13 protein-coding genes and 1 pseudogene are annotated in these 15,254 nt (G+C 72.7%); 6 read left to right on the forward strand and 8 right to left on the reverse strand.

The genetic code is table 11. The features are described from left to right. Positions 1-13: 13 nt before the first annotated feature. Both QQS16_RS36785 and QQS16_RS36790 read left to right on the forward strand, forming a co-directional pair. Positions 14-3,109: a glycoside hydrolase family 2 TIM barrel-domain containing protein gene (locus QQS16_RS36785; protein WP_286066873.1), complete on the forward strand. Its 3,096-nt coding sequence runs from the start codon at positions 14-16 to the stop codon at positions 3,107-3,109. 143 nt (positions 3,110-3,252) lie between these two features. Further along, complete coding sequence (locus QQS16_RS36790) at positions 3,253-5,496, forward strand: glycoside hydrolase family 9 protein (protein ID WP_286066874.1); 2,244 nt, start codon at positions 3,253-3,255, stop codon at positions 5,494-5,496. Here QQS16_RS36790 and QQS16_RS36795 read toward each other — a convergent pair. Beyond that, a pseudogene (locus tag QQS16_RS36795) lies at positions 5,441-5,684 on the reverse strand (cytochrome bc1 complex cytochrome b subunit); the annotation flags it as partial. The gene QQS16_RS36790 and the pseudogene QQS16_RS36795 sit on opposite strands and share 56 nt — an antisense overlap. Before the next feature lie 109 nt (positions 5,685-5,793). On the opposite strand from QQS16_RS36795, the gene QQS16_RS36800 reads away from it, so the two are divergent. The 3 genes from QQS16_RS36800 (at position 5,794) to QQS16_RS36810 (ending at position 8,542) form a co-directional block, all read left to right on the forward strand. Further along, entirely contained in the window at positions 5,794-6,039 is a 246-nt protein-coding gene (locus QQS16_RS36800; RefSeq protein WP_286066875.1) for a hypothetical protein, read from the forward strand. Positions 6,040-6,042: 3 nt separating this feature from the next. After that, positions 6,043-6,420, forward strand: a complete 378-nt coding sequence (locus QQS16_RS36805) for a toxin Doc (RefSeq protein WP_286066876.1) — start codon at positions 6,043-6,045, stop codon at positions 6,418-6,420. Positions 6,421-6,910: 490 nt separating this feature from the next. Then, positions 6,911-8,542 (forward strand): RICIN domain-containing protein, encoded by a 1,632-nt coding sequence (locus tag QQS16_RS36810; RefSeq protein ID WP_286066877.1) that lies wholly within the window; start codon positions 6,911-6,913, stop codon positions 8,540-8,542. A 280-nt stretch (positions 8,543-8,822) separates the two neighbouring features. Here QQS16_RS36810 and abmR read toward each other — a convergent pair whose 3' ends face one another. Further along, the gene (abmR, locus tag QQS16_RS36815) at positions 8,823-9,374 is read right to left on the reverse strand and encodes an ATP-binding transcription factor AbmR (RefSeq protein ID WP_286066878.1); all 552 of its coding nucleotides are present in this window, start codon (positions 9,372-9,374) and stop codon (positions 8,823-8,825) included. A 327-nt stretch (positions 9,375-9,701) separates the two neighbouring features. Between abmR and QQS16_RS36820 the strand changes: the two genes are divergently transcribed. Then, positions 9,702-10,133, forward strand: a complete 432-nt coding sequence (locus QQS16_RS36820; protein WP_286066879.1) for a protease inhibitor — start codon at positions 9,702-9,704, stop codon at positions 10,131-10,133. A 195-nt stretch (positions 10,134-10,328) separates the two neighbouring features. Here QQS16_RS36820 and QQS16_RS36825 read toward each other — a convergent pair whose 3' ends face one another. The 6 genes from QQS16_RS36825 to QQS16_RS36850 form a co-directional block, all read right to left on the reverse strand. Further along, positions 10,329-10,526, reverse strand: coding sequence for a CDGSH iron-sulfur domain-containing protein (locus QQS16_RS36825; RefSeq protein WP_286066880.1), 198 nt, complete (start codon positions 10,524-10,526; stop codon positions 10,329-10,331). Beyond that, a complete protein-coding gene (locus QQS16_RS36830) occupies positions 10,507-11,172 on the reverse strand; it encodes a HemK2/MTQ2 family protein methyltransferase (protein ID WP_286066881.1) in 666 nt (221 codons plus the stop codon). The genes QQS16_RS36825 and QQS16_RS36830 overlap by 20 nt, the downstream gene beginning before the upstream one ends. After that, positions 11,169-12,209: an iron-containing redox enzyme family protein gene (locus QQS16_RS36835; RefSeq protein ID WP_286066882.1), complete on the reverse strand. Its 1,041-nt coding sequence runs from the start codon at positions 12,207-12,209 to the stop codon at positions 11,169-11,171. Before QQS16_RS36835 ends, QQS16_RS36830 begins: the two co-directional genes overlap by 4 nt. A gap of 118 nt (positions 12,210-12,327) precedes the next feature. Beyond that, entirely contained in the window at positions 12,328-12,519 is a 192-nt protein-coding gene (locus QQS16_RS36840) for a hypothetical protein (protein ID WP_286066883.1), read from the reverse strand. A gap of 67 nt (positions 12,520-12,586) precedes the next feature. Further along, positions 12,587-13,594, reverse strand: a complete 1,008-nt coding sequence (locus tag QQS16_RS36845; protein ID WP_286066884.1) for a Ppx/GppA family phosphatase — start codon at positions 13,592-13,594, stop codon at positions 12,587-12,589. A gap of 148 nt (positions 13,595-13,742) precedes the next feature. Next, positions 13,743-15,245 (reverse strand): MFS transporter, encoded by a 1,503-nt coding sequence (locus tag QQS16_RS36850; RefSeq protein WP_286066885.1) that lies wholly within the window; start codon positions 15,243-15,245, stop codon positions 13,743-13,745. Positions 15,246-15,254 lie beyond the last annotated feature (9 nt).

Genomic DNA, 15,254 nt, shown 5'->3' on the forward strand with positions numbered 1-15,254 from the left:
AGGGAGAGCCGCCATGCAGGTCACTCGCAGATCGGTCCTGCTCGCGTCCGCCGCCGCACCGGTCGCCGGAGCGTTGCCGGGTTCCGCGGTGGCTCGCGCCGCCGGGGCCGCGGGCAGCTCGTCCGGCCGCAGCACCGTCGCCCTGCGCGACGGCTGGCGCTTCGCGCTGGTCGACCCCGCCGGGATCACCGACCCGACCGGTGAGTACGCCGACGCCGCCGCACCCGGGTACGACGACTCCGGATGGCGTCAGGTCGCGGTGCCGCACGACTGGAGCATCGAGCTCGCCCCGACCACCCGGCACGGCACGACCAGTGGCACCGGGTTCTTCCCCGGCGGCCTCGGCTGGTACCGGCTCGCCTTCACCCTGCCGCCCGCGCTGGCCGGCAAGCGGATCTCGGTGGAGTTCGACGGCGTCTACATGGACGCGTACGTCCACTGCAACGGCACCGAGGCCGGCCGGCACCCGTACGGCTACACCGGCTTCGCCGTCGACCTCACCGACCTGCTGCACACCGACGGGACCACGGAGAACGTGCTCGCGGTCAGGGTGCGCAACCGCCTGCCCAGCAGCCGCTGGTACTCGGGCAGCGGCATCTACCGCAAGGCCCGCCTCGTCGTCACGGAACCGGTGCACGTGGCCCGCTGGGGCACCCACGTCACCACGCCCGAGATCACCGCCGGGCGCGCCACGGTCAGGGTGGAGACCTCGGTGGTGAACGCGTCCGGCGCCGCGAGCGAAGTCGAGATCCGGTCCCGGATCAAGGACCCCCGCGGTCGTACGGTGGCCCGGACGGCGACCACCGTCACCGTCGCCGGACAGGCCACACAGGCGCATGAACTCGCCGTCCCGGACCCCCAGCTGTGGGACCTCGGCTCGCCCCGCCGCTACTCCGTGGAGACCGAACTGCGCGTCGGCGGCAGGACCGTCGACACCTACCGCACCCCGTTCGGCTTCCGCACCTTCCGCTTCGACCCGGACGAGGGCTTCCACCTCAACGGCACCTACCACAAGCTCAAGGGCGTCGACCTGCACCACGACCTGGGCGCCCTCGGCGCCGCGGTCAGCAAGGACGCGATCCGCAGACAGCTGACCATCATGCGGTCGATGGGCGTCAACGCCTTCCGCACCTCCCACAACCCGCCCTCGCCGGAGATGATCGAGGTCTGCGAGGAACTGGGCATCGTGATGCTGGTGGAGGCCTTCGACTGCTGGCGCAGCCCCAAGGTGCGCTACGACTACGGCCGGTTCTTCGACGAGTGGTCCGACCGGGACCTCGCGGAGATGGTGCTGGCGGCCCGCAACTCGCCCGCCGTCCTCATGTGGTCGATCGGCAACGAGATCTCCGAGTTCACCTCCCCGGCCGGCCTCGCCATCGCGGACCGCCTCATCGCCGGCATCAAGGCGCTCGACGCCACCCGCCCCGTGGTGATCGGCTCCCACCGGCACCGCACCGTGCCCGCCGTGGGCTCCCCGGGCGACCTCATCCTCGCCAAGCTGGACGGCCTCGGGCTCAACTACAACACCGCCAAGTCGGTGGACGCCCTGCACGCCCGCTACCCGCACCTGTTCCTCTTCGAGTCCGAGTCGTCCTCCGAGACCTCCACGCGCGGCGCCTACCAGGAGCCCGAGCGGCTCAACACCGGCGAGAACCACACCCCGGGCAGGCGGGAGACGTCGTCGTACGACAACAACCTCGCCTCCTGGACCATGAGCGGGGAGTACGGCCACAAGAAGGACCGGGACCGCAAGTGGTTCGCCGGGCAGTTCCTGTGGTCGGGCATCGACTACATCGGGGAGCCCACGCCGTACGACGTCTTCCCGGTGAAGGCGTCCTTCTTCGGCGCCGTCGACACGGCCGGCTTCCCGAAGGACATGTACTACCTGTTCCAGAGCCAGTGGGTCAGTGAGCCCATGGTCCACCTGCTGCCGATGACCTGGAACCACCAGGAGGGCGACACGGTCGAGGTGTGGGCGTACGCCAACGTCGACACCGTCGAGCTGTACCTCGACGGAAAGTCGCTGGGCGTACGGAAGTTCGACCGGAAGAGGACCACCGACGGCCGGGAGTACCTGGAGACCACCGAGGCCACCGGCGACGACAAGACCTTCACCGACGGCCCCTACCCCGGCAGTTACACCAGCCCGAACGGCAGCGCGGGCAAGCTCCACCTGACCTGGAAAGTGCCCTACCGGCCCGGCGAGTTGAAGGCGGTGGCGCGCAGCGACGGCAGAGTGGTCGCCACCGACGTGCTGCGCACGGCCGGGAAGCCGCACGCCGTACGCCTCACCACCGACCGCACGGCGCTGCCCGCCGACGGCCGTTCACTGGTCTTCGTCACCGCCGACGTCGTCGACGCCCGCGGGGTGGTGGTGCCCGACGCCGAGCACCTGATCTCCTTCGACGTGCGGGGCGGCTCGCTCGCCGGACTCGACAACGGCCGGCAGGAGAGCGCCGAGCGGTACCAGGCCAGTACCCGGACCGCCTTCCACGGCAAGGCCCTCGCGATCGTACGGTCCGGAACCGACCCGGGGACGCTCAAGGTGACCGCGCGGGTGCGGGGCCTGCGGTCGGGCACCGCGACCGTGCGCACCACGCCCGCCCGCTCGGCCGCCGTCACCTCGCCGGCCGTGTTCACCCCCGACCATCCGGCGCCCCCGGAGTACCCCTTCGCGGACGCCAGTCACTCCGGCCGCCCGGACACCCTGCCCGCCGCGATGCTGGACGGCGACCCGGCCACCGGCTGGTCCAACGCCTTCAGCAAGGCGGCCACGGCCCTGCTGCCCGCGGTCGACGGCGCCCGCGCCGAGGACTGGGTCGCCGTGGACTTCGGACGCACGCGGACCTTCGACCGGGTGGAGGTCTCCTTCACCCTGGGCGCGACCCACAGCCTGCCCGCCTCCGCCGAGGTCGAGGTGTGGGACGGCCGCGCGTACCTGCCGGTGAAGGGGGCGGCCGTCGAATGGGCCACCGCCTCGGACGCGCCGACGGTCGTCACCTTCGACGCCGCCCGCGGCTCCCGGCTCCGGCTCACGCTGACCAGCGCCCACCCGGGCGAGGCCCGGGGCGGGATCCGCGTCAGCAAGCTGGAGGTGCCGGCCGTCTGAGCCGCTCGCCGACGGTCCGGACGGCAATCAGTCCCGTCCGGACCGTTGACGGGGCGTCACGCCTGCCACAAGCATGGCCTTCGTCCGCATCTGGGAGCGCTCCCACGCGAGCGTCGCCCGCACCTCCCCCGAGGAGCCCAGACGTGAAACGACGCAGAACCGCCCTGCTCTCCCTGACGGCCCTGCTGGGGTCGGCACTGGTGGGTCTCCCCGCCTCCCAAGCCGCCGCCGACGAGGTCGAACAGGTCAGGAACGGCACCTTCGACACCACCACCGCCCCCTGGTGGACCAGCAGCAACGTCACCGCGGGCCTGTCCGACGGACAGCTCTGCGCGGACGTGCCGGGCGGCACCGCCAACCGCTGGGACGCCGCCGTGGGCCAGAACGACCTCACCCTGGTCAAGGGAGAGTCCTACCGGTTCTCCTTCACCGCCAAGGGCGCGCCCGACGGCCATGTCGCGCGCGCGATCGTCGGCCTGTCGGTGGCGCCCTACGACACCTGGTTCGAGGTGAGCCCGCAGCTGAGCGTCTCCGGGAACGCCTACTCCTACACGTTCACCTCGCCCGTCGACACCACCCAGGGTCAGGTCGGCTTCCAACTCGGCGGCAGCGCCGAGCCGTTCCGCTTCTGCATGGACGACGTGTCGCTGCTGGGCGGAGTGCCGCCCGAGGTGTACGAGCCCGACACCGGACCCCGGGTCCGCGTCAACCAGGTCGCCTATCTGCCCGCCGGACCCAAGAACGCCACGCTCGTCACCGACGCCACCACGAAGCTGCCCTGGCAGCTGAAGAACGCCGGCGGCACCGTGGTCGCCCACGGCTGGACCGTCCCGCGCGGCACCGACGCCTCCTCCGGACAGAACGTCCACTCGATCGACTTCGGCGCCCACAGGAAGCGGGGCACGGGGTACACCCTGGTCGCCGACGGCGAGGCCAGCCGCCCCTTCGACATCGGCACCGGCGCCTACGACAGGCTGCGCCTGGACGCCGCGAAGTACTACTACACCCAGCGCAGCGGCATCGCGATCCGCGACGACCTGCGCCCGGGCTACGGCCGTCCGGCCGGCCACGTCGACGTGGCACCCAACCAGGGCGACGGGAACGTGCCCTGCCAGCCGGGAGTCTGCGACTACACGCTCGACGTCACCGGCGGCTGGTACGACGCCGGAGACCACGGCAAGTACGTCGTCAACGGCGGCATCTCCACCTGGGAGCTGCTGAGCACGTACGAACGCGCGCTGCACGCCCGCACCGGGCGGCCCGCCGCGCTGGGTGACGGCACCCTCGCCATCCCGGAGAGCGGCAACAAGGTGCCGGACCTCCTCGACGAGGTGCGGTGGGAGCTGGACTTCCTGCTGAAGATGCAGGTGCCGGACGGGAAGCCGCTGGCCGGCATGGCCCACCACAAGATGCACGACGAACAGTGGACCGGCCTGCCGCTGCTGCCCAGCGACGACCCGCAGAAGCGCGAACTGCACCCGCCGAGCACCCAGGCCACCCTGAACCTGGCGGCGACGGCCGCGCAGGCGGCCCGCCTGTACCGGCCCTACGACAAGGCGTTCGCGGCGCAGGCCCTGGCCGCCGCCCGCAAGGCCTGGACGGCCGCGCTCGCCCACCCCGCCCGGTACGCCGACCCGGACGACGGCATCGGCGGTGGCGCCTACGCCGACTCCGACGCCACCGACGAGTTCTACTGGGCGGCGGCCGAGCTGTACCTCACCACCGGGGAGAAGCCGTTCGCGGACCACGTCCTGAACTCGCCCGTCCACACCGCCGACATCTTCGGCCCGCTCGGCTACGACTGGGCCCGGACGGCCGCGGCGGCCCGGCTGGACCTCGCGACCGTGCCGAACAGGCTGCCCGGCCGCGACAAGGTGCGCCAGTCCGTCGTCAAGGGCGCCGACCGGTACCTGGCCACGCTCACGGCACATCCGTACGGCATGCCGTACGCGCCCGCCGACAACGTCTACGACTGGGGCTCCAACCACCAGATCCTGCACAACGCGGTCGTCATCGCCTCCGCGTACGACATCACCGGCGGCTCCAAGTACCGTGACGGTGCCCTCCAGAGCATGGACTACCTGTTCGGCCGCAACGCGCTGAACATCTCGTACGTCACCGGCTACGGCGAGGTCGACGCGAAGAACCAGCACAGCCGTTGGTACGCCCGCCAGCTGGACGCGAGCCTGCCGAACCCGCCCGACGGAACCCTCGCCGGCGGACCGAACTCGAGCATCCAGGACCCCTACGCACAGAGCAAACTCCAGGGCTGCGTCGGCCAGTTCTGCTACATCGACGACATCCAGTCCTGGTCGACGAACGAGCACACCATCAACTGGAACTCCGCCCTGACCCGGATGGCGTCCTTCGTGGCGGATCAGGGCTGACCTTCGCACGCTCCACGAGTTCCCCCGGCCGCTCATGGGCGGTCAGGGGGTGGAGCCGGGCCTGATCGAGCGGCCGGCGCACCTCGACGCCCTCACCGTGCGGCAGCCGCTCGATCACGCCGGTCTCCCGGCCGCGCCACGCGCTCCCGGTCCCGGTCCCGGAGCTGGAGCCCGAGGCGGACGCGCCGGGCCCCCCGCAGGGCGGCGCCCCGCCGTTCCGCTCCCTCGGGTACCGCGGGCGGACTGCTGTGACCAGGGGACATTTACGAGAAAGTACCCGAGCGGTACCGTGGTCGCATGCCTGCTCTGAACGTGGAATTCAGCGATCGCGAGCTGGAGGACCTGCGGCAGATCGCCAAGGAACGCGGTACGTCGATGAAGGCGCTCGTGCGCGAGGCCGCCGCGGCCGACATCGCCCGGCACCGGGCCCTGCAGGAGGGCGCCGAGGCGTTCCGCCGCTTCTTCGCCTCCCACGCCGACGAGTTCGCGGCCGCCTTCCCCGAGGACGAACCGCACAGCCGGGGCGCGGGGCGGGTCGCCTGACCGATGGCACCCGTCGTCCACATCGACGTGCCCTGGCTGCTCCAGCGGCACGAAGAGGTTCTGCCCGAACAGCCCACGATCAACGACTTCTCCGCGCTGGTGGCCGCTGTCGCCCGGCACCGCGTCGACCCGCCCCGCCTCGGCGTGGACTCCGACGCCGCCTGGCGGGCCGCCGCCCTGCTGCACACCCTCGCCCTGCTCAAGCCCCTGCCGTCGGCCAACGCCCGCTTCGCCTGCGCGACGGCCGTGGCGTACATGTTCGTCAGCGGCGCCGGCATCGACCCGCCCTATGGCGCCCTCGTCGACCTCGCCCGCGATCTGATCTCCGGCAAGACGGACGTGTACGGCGCCGCCGACCGGCTGCGCTCCTGGCAGATCTGAGGCCGGCGGCAGGCTGCGCGGGGTGTCCTCGGGGCCGCCGACCCAGGGCGGGAGAAACAGGGTCGGCGGCCGTCGTCGCGCAGAAGTGCCGCCGTCCTGCGCGGGGCCTCGAGGAAGGCCGCCTTCAGTGCACTACGGGCAGCCGCGCGCCGGTAGCGTGCGCGGCGCTCCGGCGCGTGCGCGTGCTTCACACGGGGCGCATGCGCTCGCGAAAACCGGTGCGCATTCGATGAGTCGGCGTCGCACGTGACGTTCTTTCCATGAGGTGGAGGTCGCTCCCGCGCCTTGTTGGCCCTGAGCGAGTGTGCGAGGGTGACCATTCGGTGCGGGGGTGAGGACCGGTCCGCATTCGTCCCGCGGGGATCCGGGGCGGACCGTGCCGGCGAATTCACGCTCCTCGCGCCCCGCCATAAAGGTGCCGCCCTCCCGCGCTCCTTTTCGGCGACCAGAACCTCTGCGTCCTCCGAACGCGTGGGAAGGAATCCGTTCAGTGTCCACCCCCCACCCCCCTCGCCCGCCCTACCCGCCGCCCGGCGGGATCCACGGGGAATCCGACGAGAGTCTCGGCGCGGCTCTCGGAGGCCGCCCGGACCGTGAGGTCACTCCCGCCGTCGCGCTGCTCATGGCCCGGCACTGGCAGCCCGCCCACGAGTACGCGGTCATCTGCCTCGCCTCCCGGGCGGACACCGCGTCCATGGTCACCGCCGCCGCCTTCCACCAGGTCCTGGACCGGCTGACCGTCGGCGAGCCGGCCGTGGCGCTGCGGCCCCGGCTGCTGCTGGCCGTGCGGGACACCGTGCTGCGATGGTCGGCCGAGGAACGGATATCCGGTGTTCTGCCGGATCTCGGGAAACCCGCGGGCGGCCGCGGTATGCGCACGGCCAAGTCCATCACGCCGGAAAACCGCAAACTGGCCGAGCGGTCATTCCATGCCCTTCCCGGACTTGCCCGATGTGTGCTGTGGCATGTGGAGGTCGAGGGGGAGTCCATTACCGTTCCCGCCGCTCTCCTGGGCATGGATACCGACATCGCGTCGGCAGCACTCGAACAGGCGCGTGAAAAACTCCGGGAAGGATGTGTACATGCCCATCGACAACTCGCCCCGACCAAGGAATGCCGCTTCCACAACCGCCTCCTGGACGTTCCCATTCGCCGGGGCGGTGCCCTGCTGCCGGATGTCCGGCAGCATCTCGGGGAGTGCCCCCACTGCCGTAACGCGGCCGAACAACTGAGCCATTTCGAGGGCGGGCTGGGGGTCCTGCTCGCCGAGGCGGTGCTCGGCTGGGGCGCCCGCCGCTACCTCGACACCCGTCCCGCCCGCCGTCAGCCCCAAGCGGGGGCACGCGCCTCCGCGCGGCACGGCGGCGGACGTCGGCGCCTCCTCAAGGGCGTCCCGGCGCTCTCCCCGGCCCGCCGCCCGGCCCCGGGCGGTCCGCGTTCCTCGCGGACGCTGCTGACCTCGGTCGGCCTCGCCTCCGCCGGGCTGCTCGCGACGGCGCTCGTCACCGGCCTGTGGTCGGCCGACGACGGCGTCGGCCCGGCCGCCCCCACCAGCGCGAACGGCGGCCTGGGCGCGGCCCCGGGCACCGGCTCCCCGTCCCCGCCCACGGCGTCCTCCGGCACCGCCCAGCTCCCCGCCGTACCGGGACGCACCAGGCTGCGCAACGCCGACGCCGACCTGTGCCTCGACATCAAGGGCGAGCCGGAACCGGGGGCCGGGACCGGACTGGCGGTGTGCTCGACCGCGCCGACCCAGCGGTGGGAGTACGAGAACGACGGGCTGCTGCGCAGCGTGGCCGACCCCGACCTGTGTCTGGACTCGCACGCGGACGCCGGTGTGGTCATCCTCGGCACCTGCGCCGGGGAGAAGGCCGAGCGGGGCGACGACGTGCGCTACGACCTCACCGTGCGGGGGGAGTTGCTGCCCCGCTGGGACGAGCGCCTCGCGTTGACCTTCACCACCGACGAGGCGGGCGCCGACATCGTCGTCAAGGTCCGTGACGCCTCCGCCGAGCAGCGCTGGCTGACCGGCCCGGTGTCGACGGCCGGTCCCGGTTCGCTCTCGTTCACCGGGACGCAGGGGCCGACCGCCCGGCCCGTGGAGCTGTCCGACCGGACCTAGTGCCCTGGCAGGCAACGTTCGCCCCGTCGCGACGCCCGGCACGCCCTCTCGCCGCACCGGCCGAAAGCCCAAGTACATTCAGTACGAGGGCTTCCGGCCGGCACGCCGAGAGCACGCACCAAACGCCGCTCCTTGACGGGCGAACGTTGCCTGCCGCGGCACTAGCGGACGGGTCTGACACCGGCCCTCCTCTCCCCGCGCCCGGCCCGGTGACCGGCGGCAGCGCTCCGTCGACGGCCCGGGCGTCCCCGCGTCGGGCCGGGCGTGGGCGTGTGCTCCCTCAGGGCGCGTCCGGGGGCGTGTCCTGAGGTGCGGTGTCGGGCCCCTGGGCCCGTACCCGCTGGACGTGTTCGAGGGAGTCCCGCAGCTCCGCCAGCCAGTCGTCGGTGTGCCGCTGGACCAGGCGCACGCACCAGGCGAGCGCGTCACTGCGGCTGCGGGCCACGCCGCCGGCGATGAGGGTGTCCAGGACCTGGCGTTCCGGCTGCCGCAGCCGGGTCATCACGGGGGCCGCGACATGCGTGAACAGGGCGCGCTCACCACCGCACTCCACACCCCAGGAGACCTTCCGGCCGTACCGGTGCTCGGCGTCGCGCGCCACGGCGACCCGGGCGTCCCGGGTCCGCTCGCGGAACTCCTGGATCCGGCCCTGTACGGCCGCCTCCCGTTCCGCGGCCGGCGCGTCCGGCGCGGTCCGGGGCTCGGCGACGCGGCCGACCACGGTGATCTCCTCACGGTCCACCGTCACCTCGACCAGTTCCTCGAACAGGTCGTCGGGCAGGCGGCCGGCGAACCAGCCGCGCAGCTTCTCCTGCTGGTCTGTCGTAATCATGTAATAACCATTACTCGATCCGTGGGTGAACGCAAGGGATCGGAACGGGGTGCGCCCAGGGCTGAAGCGGAATGTTTCAGGCCTATTGCCGAGCGGGGGGAATCCGGCCATCCGGCCCGATCGGCCGATCAAGAACCGCTCACCGTAGGGGCCGACCAGTTCGAATTCCGTGACTTCGCGCCACTGATTCAACACGCAAGGTTACTGAAACCCGGGGGTCCGATGTGAGTTTCGGCGGCGGACTCGGCAGACTCGCGCTCGCCGCCCTCCGGCACCGATCGGGCCGGTCGGCGGTACACCCTCGAATCGAGCGGAAGGATGCACACAATGCGGAACACCGCGCGCTGGGCAGCGACCCTCGGCCTGACGGCCACCGCCGTCTGCGGCCCCCTCACCGGAGCCGCCCTCGCCGCCCCGCCCACCGCCCCGACCACGCTCTACGCCCCCTCGGCCCTGGTGCTCACCGTGGGCCACGGCGAGAGCGCGGCCCTCGCCACCCCGGAACGCGCGGTCACCCTGGCCTGCGCCCCGGGCGCCTCCGGCACCCACCCGGCCGCCGCCTCCGCGTGTACGGACCTGCGCTCCGCGGACGGGGACCTGGACGCCCTCACGGCCAGGAGCGACGTCCTGTGCACCAGGGAGTACGACCCCGTGGTCGTCACGGTCGACGGCGTCTGGCGGGGACAGCGCGTCTCCTACGAGCGCGTCTTTCCGAACGAGTGCGTGAAGAGCTCGCACGGCAGCGTCTTCACGTTCTGAAGGACCGGGATCGCACGGTCCTCGTGACCCTCCCAAGGGCCCGCGGATGGGGAGTGCCGGCCCTGGCACGAGGACCCGCGATCCCGCACCCGGGGTCGGCGGACGGAGTGGGGCCGTCCGCCGGCCCCCTGGGTCAGCCCGGCCCGGGGTGCGCCGACCGGCCTGACAGCTCGCCGGGGCGGGTCCGCCCCGCCGTCAGGCGCGGTCGCGGTGGCTGGTGTCGCACCAGGGGTAGCGGCGGCTGCGGCGACAGGTGCACAGGGCGACGCGGAAACGGTCGGAGGACACCGTGGTGCCGTCCTCCAGCTCCACCTCCACCGGGCCCTCCACCAGCAAGGGCCCCCGGCGTTGCATGGCGATCCTGCGCGGCTGCTCAGACGGGGAGTTCGGCACGGACGACCACCAGCTCTTCCTTCTCGTCGGCGTCGGACAGCAGCCCGCGCTCCCGCAGCCACTCCCGTCGCCCGCGCAGCACCGGGCCGAAGTCGATCCGGTGACGGCGGGTCACGGAGGCTTTCAGACCGGACCCGCGCAGGTGCTCGATCGTCCGGCCGGGGTCGCTCAGCGCGGAGTGCACCATCAGCAGCACCCCGCCGGGCCTGAGCAGCGTGGGCGCCTCCCGGCAGATCCGGTCCAGGACGAACCGTCCGTCACCGCCCGCGTCCCAGGCGCGGGCCGGGCCACGGGGCGGCCGGCTGCCCGTCGGGGCGGGCACGTACGGCGGGTTGGTGAGGATGAGGTCGAAGGACCGGTCCCGCACCGGAGCGAAGAGGTTCCCGCGCCGGATACGCACCGGCACCCCGGCCATCCAGGCGTTCATCCGCGCGGTGCACACCGCGCGCCAGGACACGTCCACCGCGGTCACGCGCGTGCCGCGGCGGGCGGCCTCGATGGCCAGGGCTCCGCTCCCGGTGCCCACGTCGAGGACGTCGGCACCCGGCGGGAGCGGCTCTTCGGACAGGGCCCCGGCCAGCAGGGCGGTGTCCTCCTGCGGGGCGTACACACCCGGGAGGACCAGCGGCAGCACCAGAGGATTCACGGCGCCCGGGTACCCCAAGACGCTCCTGGGATTCCAGAGAGTTCTGAGGTCAGGGGAGTGCGCAGGGACGACCGGCCCGCGTTCCAGTCGTCGAGCAGCCGCGCGCCCAGGCGGCCCTCGACGAATTCCGTGGCGTCGATGCCGAAGGTGACGTCCGGCGCGAGATGCGGCTCCTCCTCCAGCAGTCCGCCGATGACCTCCTGGCGCACGACCTGCTCGTGCACCGCGTCCGCCTCGACATGCTCGTCGTAGAAGAACTCGGCGGCGGGACCGGCCCCGGTGCGCCGCATCGCCTCGGCCAGCCTGCGGGAACCGGGGGAGGAGGTGATCTCCACCGCCGCGAAGTGGCCCACCAGGGCGCCCCGCAGGGAGCGGTGCAGGCCGAACAGGGACATCAGGTTCACCGTGACCAGCAGTTCCGCACAGGCCGCGTCCAGGTAGTGGCCGTACGTCGTGTCCAGGTCCAGGTCCGTCATCAGGTCGGCGAAGAGGCGGGCGTGCACCCGGTCGGGGCGGCCGCCGCCGTACTCGTCGAACTCCACCGCCGCCATCCCCGCCTTGGCCCGGCCCCACAGCCGGGGCAGCACCCAGGCGTGCGGGTCCGCCTCCTTGAGGTGGTACAGGGAGCGCTGGGCGGCGTACTCGCGCAGCTGCCACAGCTCGCCCTTGTCCCGCAGGTGGTGGGAGACGCCCGTGCCGTCCACCGGCTCGACCAGGATCTGGGCGAGCGCGTCGTCGACGCTCTCGTGCACGGGGGTGTCCGCGCGCAGGGCGGACAGGTAGCGGTGTTCCAGCGCGGCCCGGGTCCGCAGCAGGTCCGGGTCCCACTCCAGCTCCGCGGACACGTCCGCGAAGCCGCGGTAGTGCAGCTCGTAGCAGACGTACAGGGCCAGCTGGAGGTCGTCGCCGTAGACGGGCGCGTCCTCGATGTCCTCGGGGTGTGGCAGCGGTCCGGCACCCCGCAGGTACTCCATGACGGCTGCCGACACCGCGCCCCGGGCGGTGGGCAGCCGTGGTTCCTGACTCTCATGTGGCATGCGCGTCGGGTACCCCGCAGGTGGCGGACCATCCGCGGGCGTGGAGCGGGCGGAGGGGGGGTACCCCGCAGGGGCGCGCGGCCACGGGGAACGGCCCGTGGGCGCGCGCCCGCACGGATCAGTCGCCCTCCGACTCCTCCTGGGCGCGTGGGTTCGGGGTGATGGCGTCCGCGGCCTCGCCCCGGTGGCCCCGCCGCTCCGCGGGGTCAGGGGTCCGGGTCTGTGCGTCCTCGGCCTCGCGCAGGACCTCGTCGAGCGCGGTCTCGGCCGGCTTGTCGGTCGTCCGGTCGTGCTTCCCGGTGTCGGTCACGGCTTTCCCCTTCTCTCCTGCTTCTTCGTTCTCTTCCCGCTTTTCTCTCCACTGCCGGGTTCCCGGTTCAGCTGGTCGCTGTCGCGATGTGCAGCGGTACGGGGTCCGGGGGAGGGATCTCGTCGCTGCGGCGGGTGATCTCCGCCCACCAGGACGGGCCGTCCTCGATGTGCCGCAACAGCACACCCTCGCGGATCGCCCACGGACAGAGCGTGAGCGTGCTGATCCCGGTCAGCTTCATCGTCGTGTGGGCGACCACCGCGCCGGCCAGGCTCTGGGCGGCGCGCGGCGCGGAGATGCCCGGCAGCAGCGCGCGTTCGGCGGCGGGCAGGGCGGCCAGCCGGACGACCGCGTCCCGCAGGGCCTCCCGGTGCAGCCGCCGTTCCACGAACGGGCCGTGCCGTCCGGGCGGGGCCCCGCACAACCGCCCCAACTGCTGGAAGGTGCGCGAGGTGGCCACCGCCGTGTGCGGTCCCTCCCAGCGGATCCGCCCCGCCACGTCCCGGAGCTGGTGGCGGACCTTGCGCCGCAGCGCCCGTACCAGCTCCGGCGGCGGCGGATCCTGGTCCGCGAAGAAATCATGGGTCAACCGCCCCGCCCCGAGCGGCAGGGAGGCCACGAAGTCCGGCAACCGGCCGCGGCCGAAGGCCACTTCGAGCGAACCGCCGCCGATGTCCAGCAGGGCGAGCGGTCCCGACCGCCAACCCATCCACCGGCGCGCCCCGAGAAAGGTGAGCTCGGCCTCCACCTCGCCCGGCAGGGTGCACAGGTCGACCCCCGTCCGCGTCCGGACGGTCCGCAGCACCTCCTGGCGGTTGGGGGCACCGCGCACCACCGCGGTCGCGAAGGCCAGCGGGGTCGGCGCGCCCCAGCGGGCGGCGGTCCGGCTCGCCGCCTCGACCGCGTCCACGAGCCGCTCGACGGCCTCCTCGGGCACCGGGCCCCCGGGTTGCACCTGTTGGGACAGTCTCAGACGCCACTTGGCGGTGTGCACCGGCAGTGGGACCCCGCCCTCCGCGTCCGCGACCGCCAGTCTGACCGTGTTCGATCCCACGTCCACCACGCTGATTCGCATGGCCCGTGGGTACCCACTTGACTGATCGTCCAACGCGGGCCGCCGCGCGGGGCTCCGGCCGACGCACCTCGGCCGGTGGCAGCGAAGAGGGCCGCCGTCTCCCTGCGGACGGCGGCCCCTCGGCCCTCGGCGGCTCGGCCGGAGCGGATCACATGTGGACGACCGGTGCCGCGTCCGGGTCCTGCCGGGGCACTCCGCGCCGGTAGAGCAGGACCGCGATCAGTGTGCCCGCGGCGAAGAAGCCCGCCGACCACCAGAAGGCGGTGGTGTAGCTCTCGATCGTGGCCTGTGCCCGGACCAGCCTGCTGCTCGGGTCCTGGCCGGCCAGGTAGTCCGTCGCGGCGCTCGCGGCCAGTGTGTTGAGCAGGGCCGTGCCGATCGAACCGCCCACCTGCTGCATGGCGTTGACCGCGGCGGAGGCGACGCCCGCGTCCTCGGCCGCCACTCCGCCGGTGGCCAGCTGCATGGCCGGAGGCATCACCAGCCCGAGGCCGGCACCGATCACCACCAGCTGCGGCAGCACCGCGCTCGTGTAGGCGGAGCCGACGCCGATCCCGGTCAGCCACGCCATGCCGAGCGCGGAGATCGCGAAGCCCAGCGGGATGACCGCCTTCGGTCCCATCCGCGGCACCAGCACGGTGGTGCCGACCTGGGCCGTCACCATCAGCGCGGCCACCATCGGCAGGAACGCGACGCCGGTCCTGGTGGGGCTGAAGCCCAGGTTCAGCTGGAGGTAGTAGGTGAGGAAGAGGAACACGCCGAACATGCCCGCGCCGGAGATCAGCACGGCCAGGAACGAGGCCGCGCGGTTGCGGTCCAGCAGGATGCGCAGCGGCAGCAGCGGGTGCGCGGCCCGGGTCTGCCACCAGGTGAACGCGGCCAGCAGCACCCCGCCGGCGATCAGGAAGCCCCAGGTCGCCGAGGAGTCCCAGTCGTGCGTCTCGGCGTTGGAGAAGCCGTACACCAGGGAGAACAGGCCGGCGGCCACCAGCACGGTGCCCGGCACGTCCAGCTTGGAGTTCGTGGCGTCACGGTGGTGGGACAGCAGCAGCCAGCCGCCCACGAAGGCCACGACGGCGATGACGACGTTCACGTACAGCGTCCAGCGCCAGTCGAAGGCGTCGGTCAGCACGCCGCCGAGCAGCAGGCCCACCGCGCCGCCCGCGCCGGCGATGGCGCCGTACACGCTGAACGCCTTGGCGCGCTCGCCGGCGTCGGTGAACGTCGTGTTCAGCAGCGACAGCGCGGCCGGGGCGAGCAGTGCGCCGAAGGCGCCCTGGAGGGCGCGGGCGGTGACCAGCATCTCGAAGCTGGTCGCGGCGCCGCCGAGCGCGGAGACGGCCGCGAAGCCGACGATGCCGACGAGGAAGGCCGGCTTGCGGCCGAAGAGGTCGGCGATCCGCCCGCCGAGCAGGAGCAGGGAGGCGAACGCCAGCGCGTACGCGGTGACGATCCACTGCCGGTTGCCGTCGGAGAACCCCAGGTCGGCCTGCGCGGACGGCAGGGCGATGTTCACGATGGTGGCGTCCAGGACCACCATCAGCTGGGCCAGGGCGATGACCGCGAGGATCCACCACTTCTTGGCCGCGGCGGCGCCCGGCGCCTCGGCGGCGCCCTCCCGGCCGCCCTGGGTCAGGGTCTTCTGCGTCATGGATCCACT

The organism is Streptomyces sp. ALI-76-A, from assembly GCF_030287445.1.
In the GTDB taxonomy this organism is placed as follows: domain Bacteria; phylum Actinomycetota; class Actinomycetes; order Streptomycetales; family Streptomycetaceae; genus Streptomyces.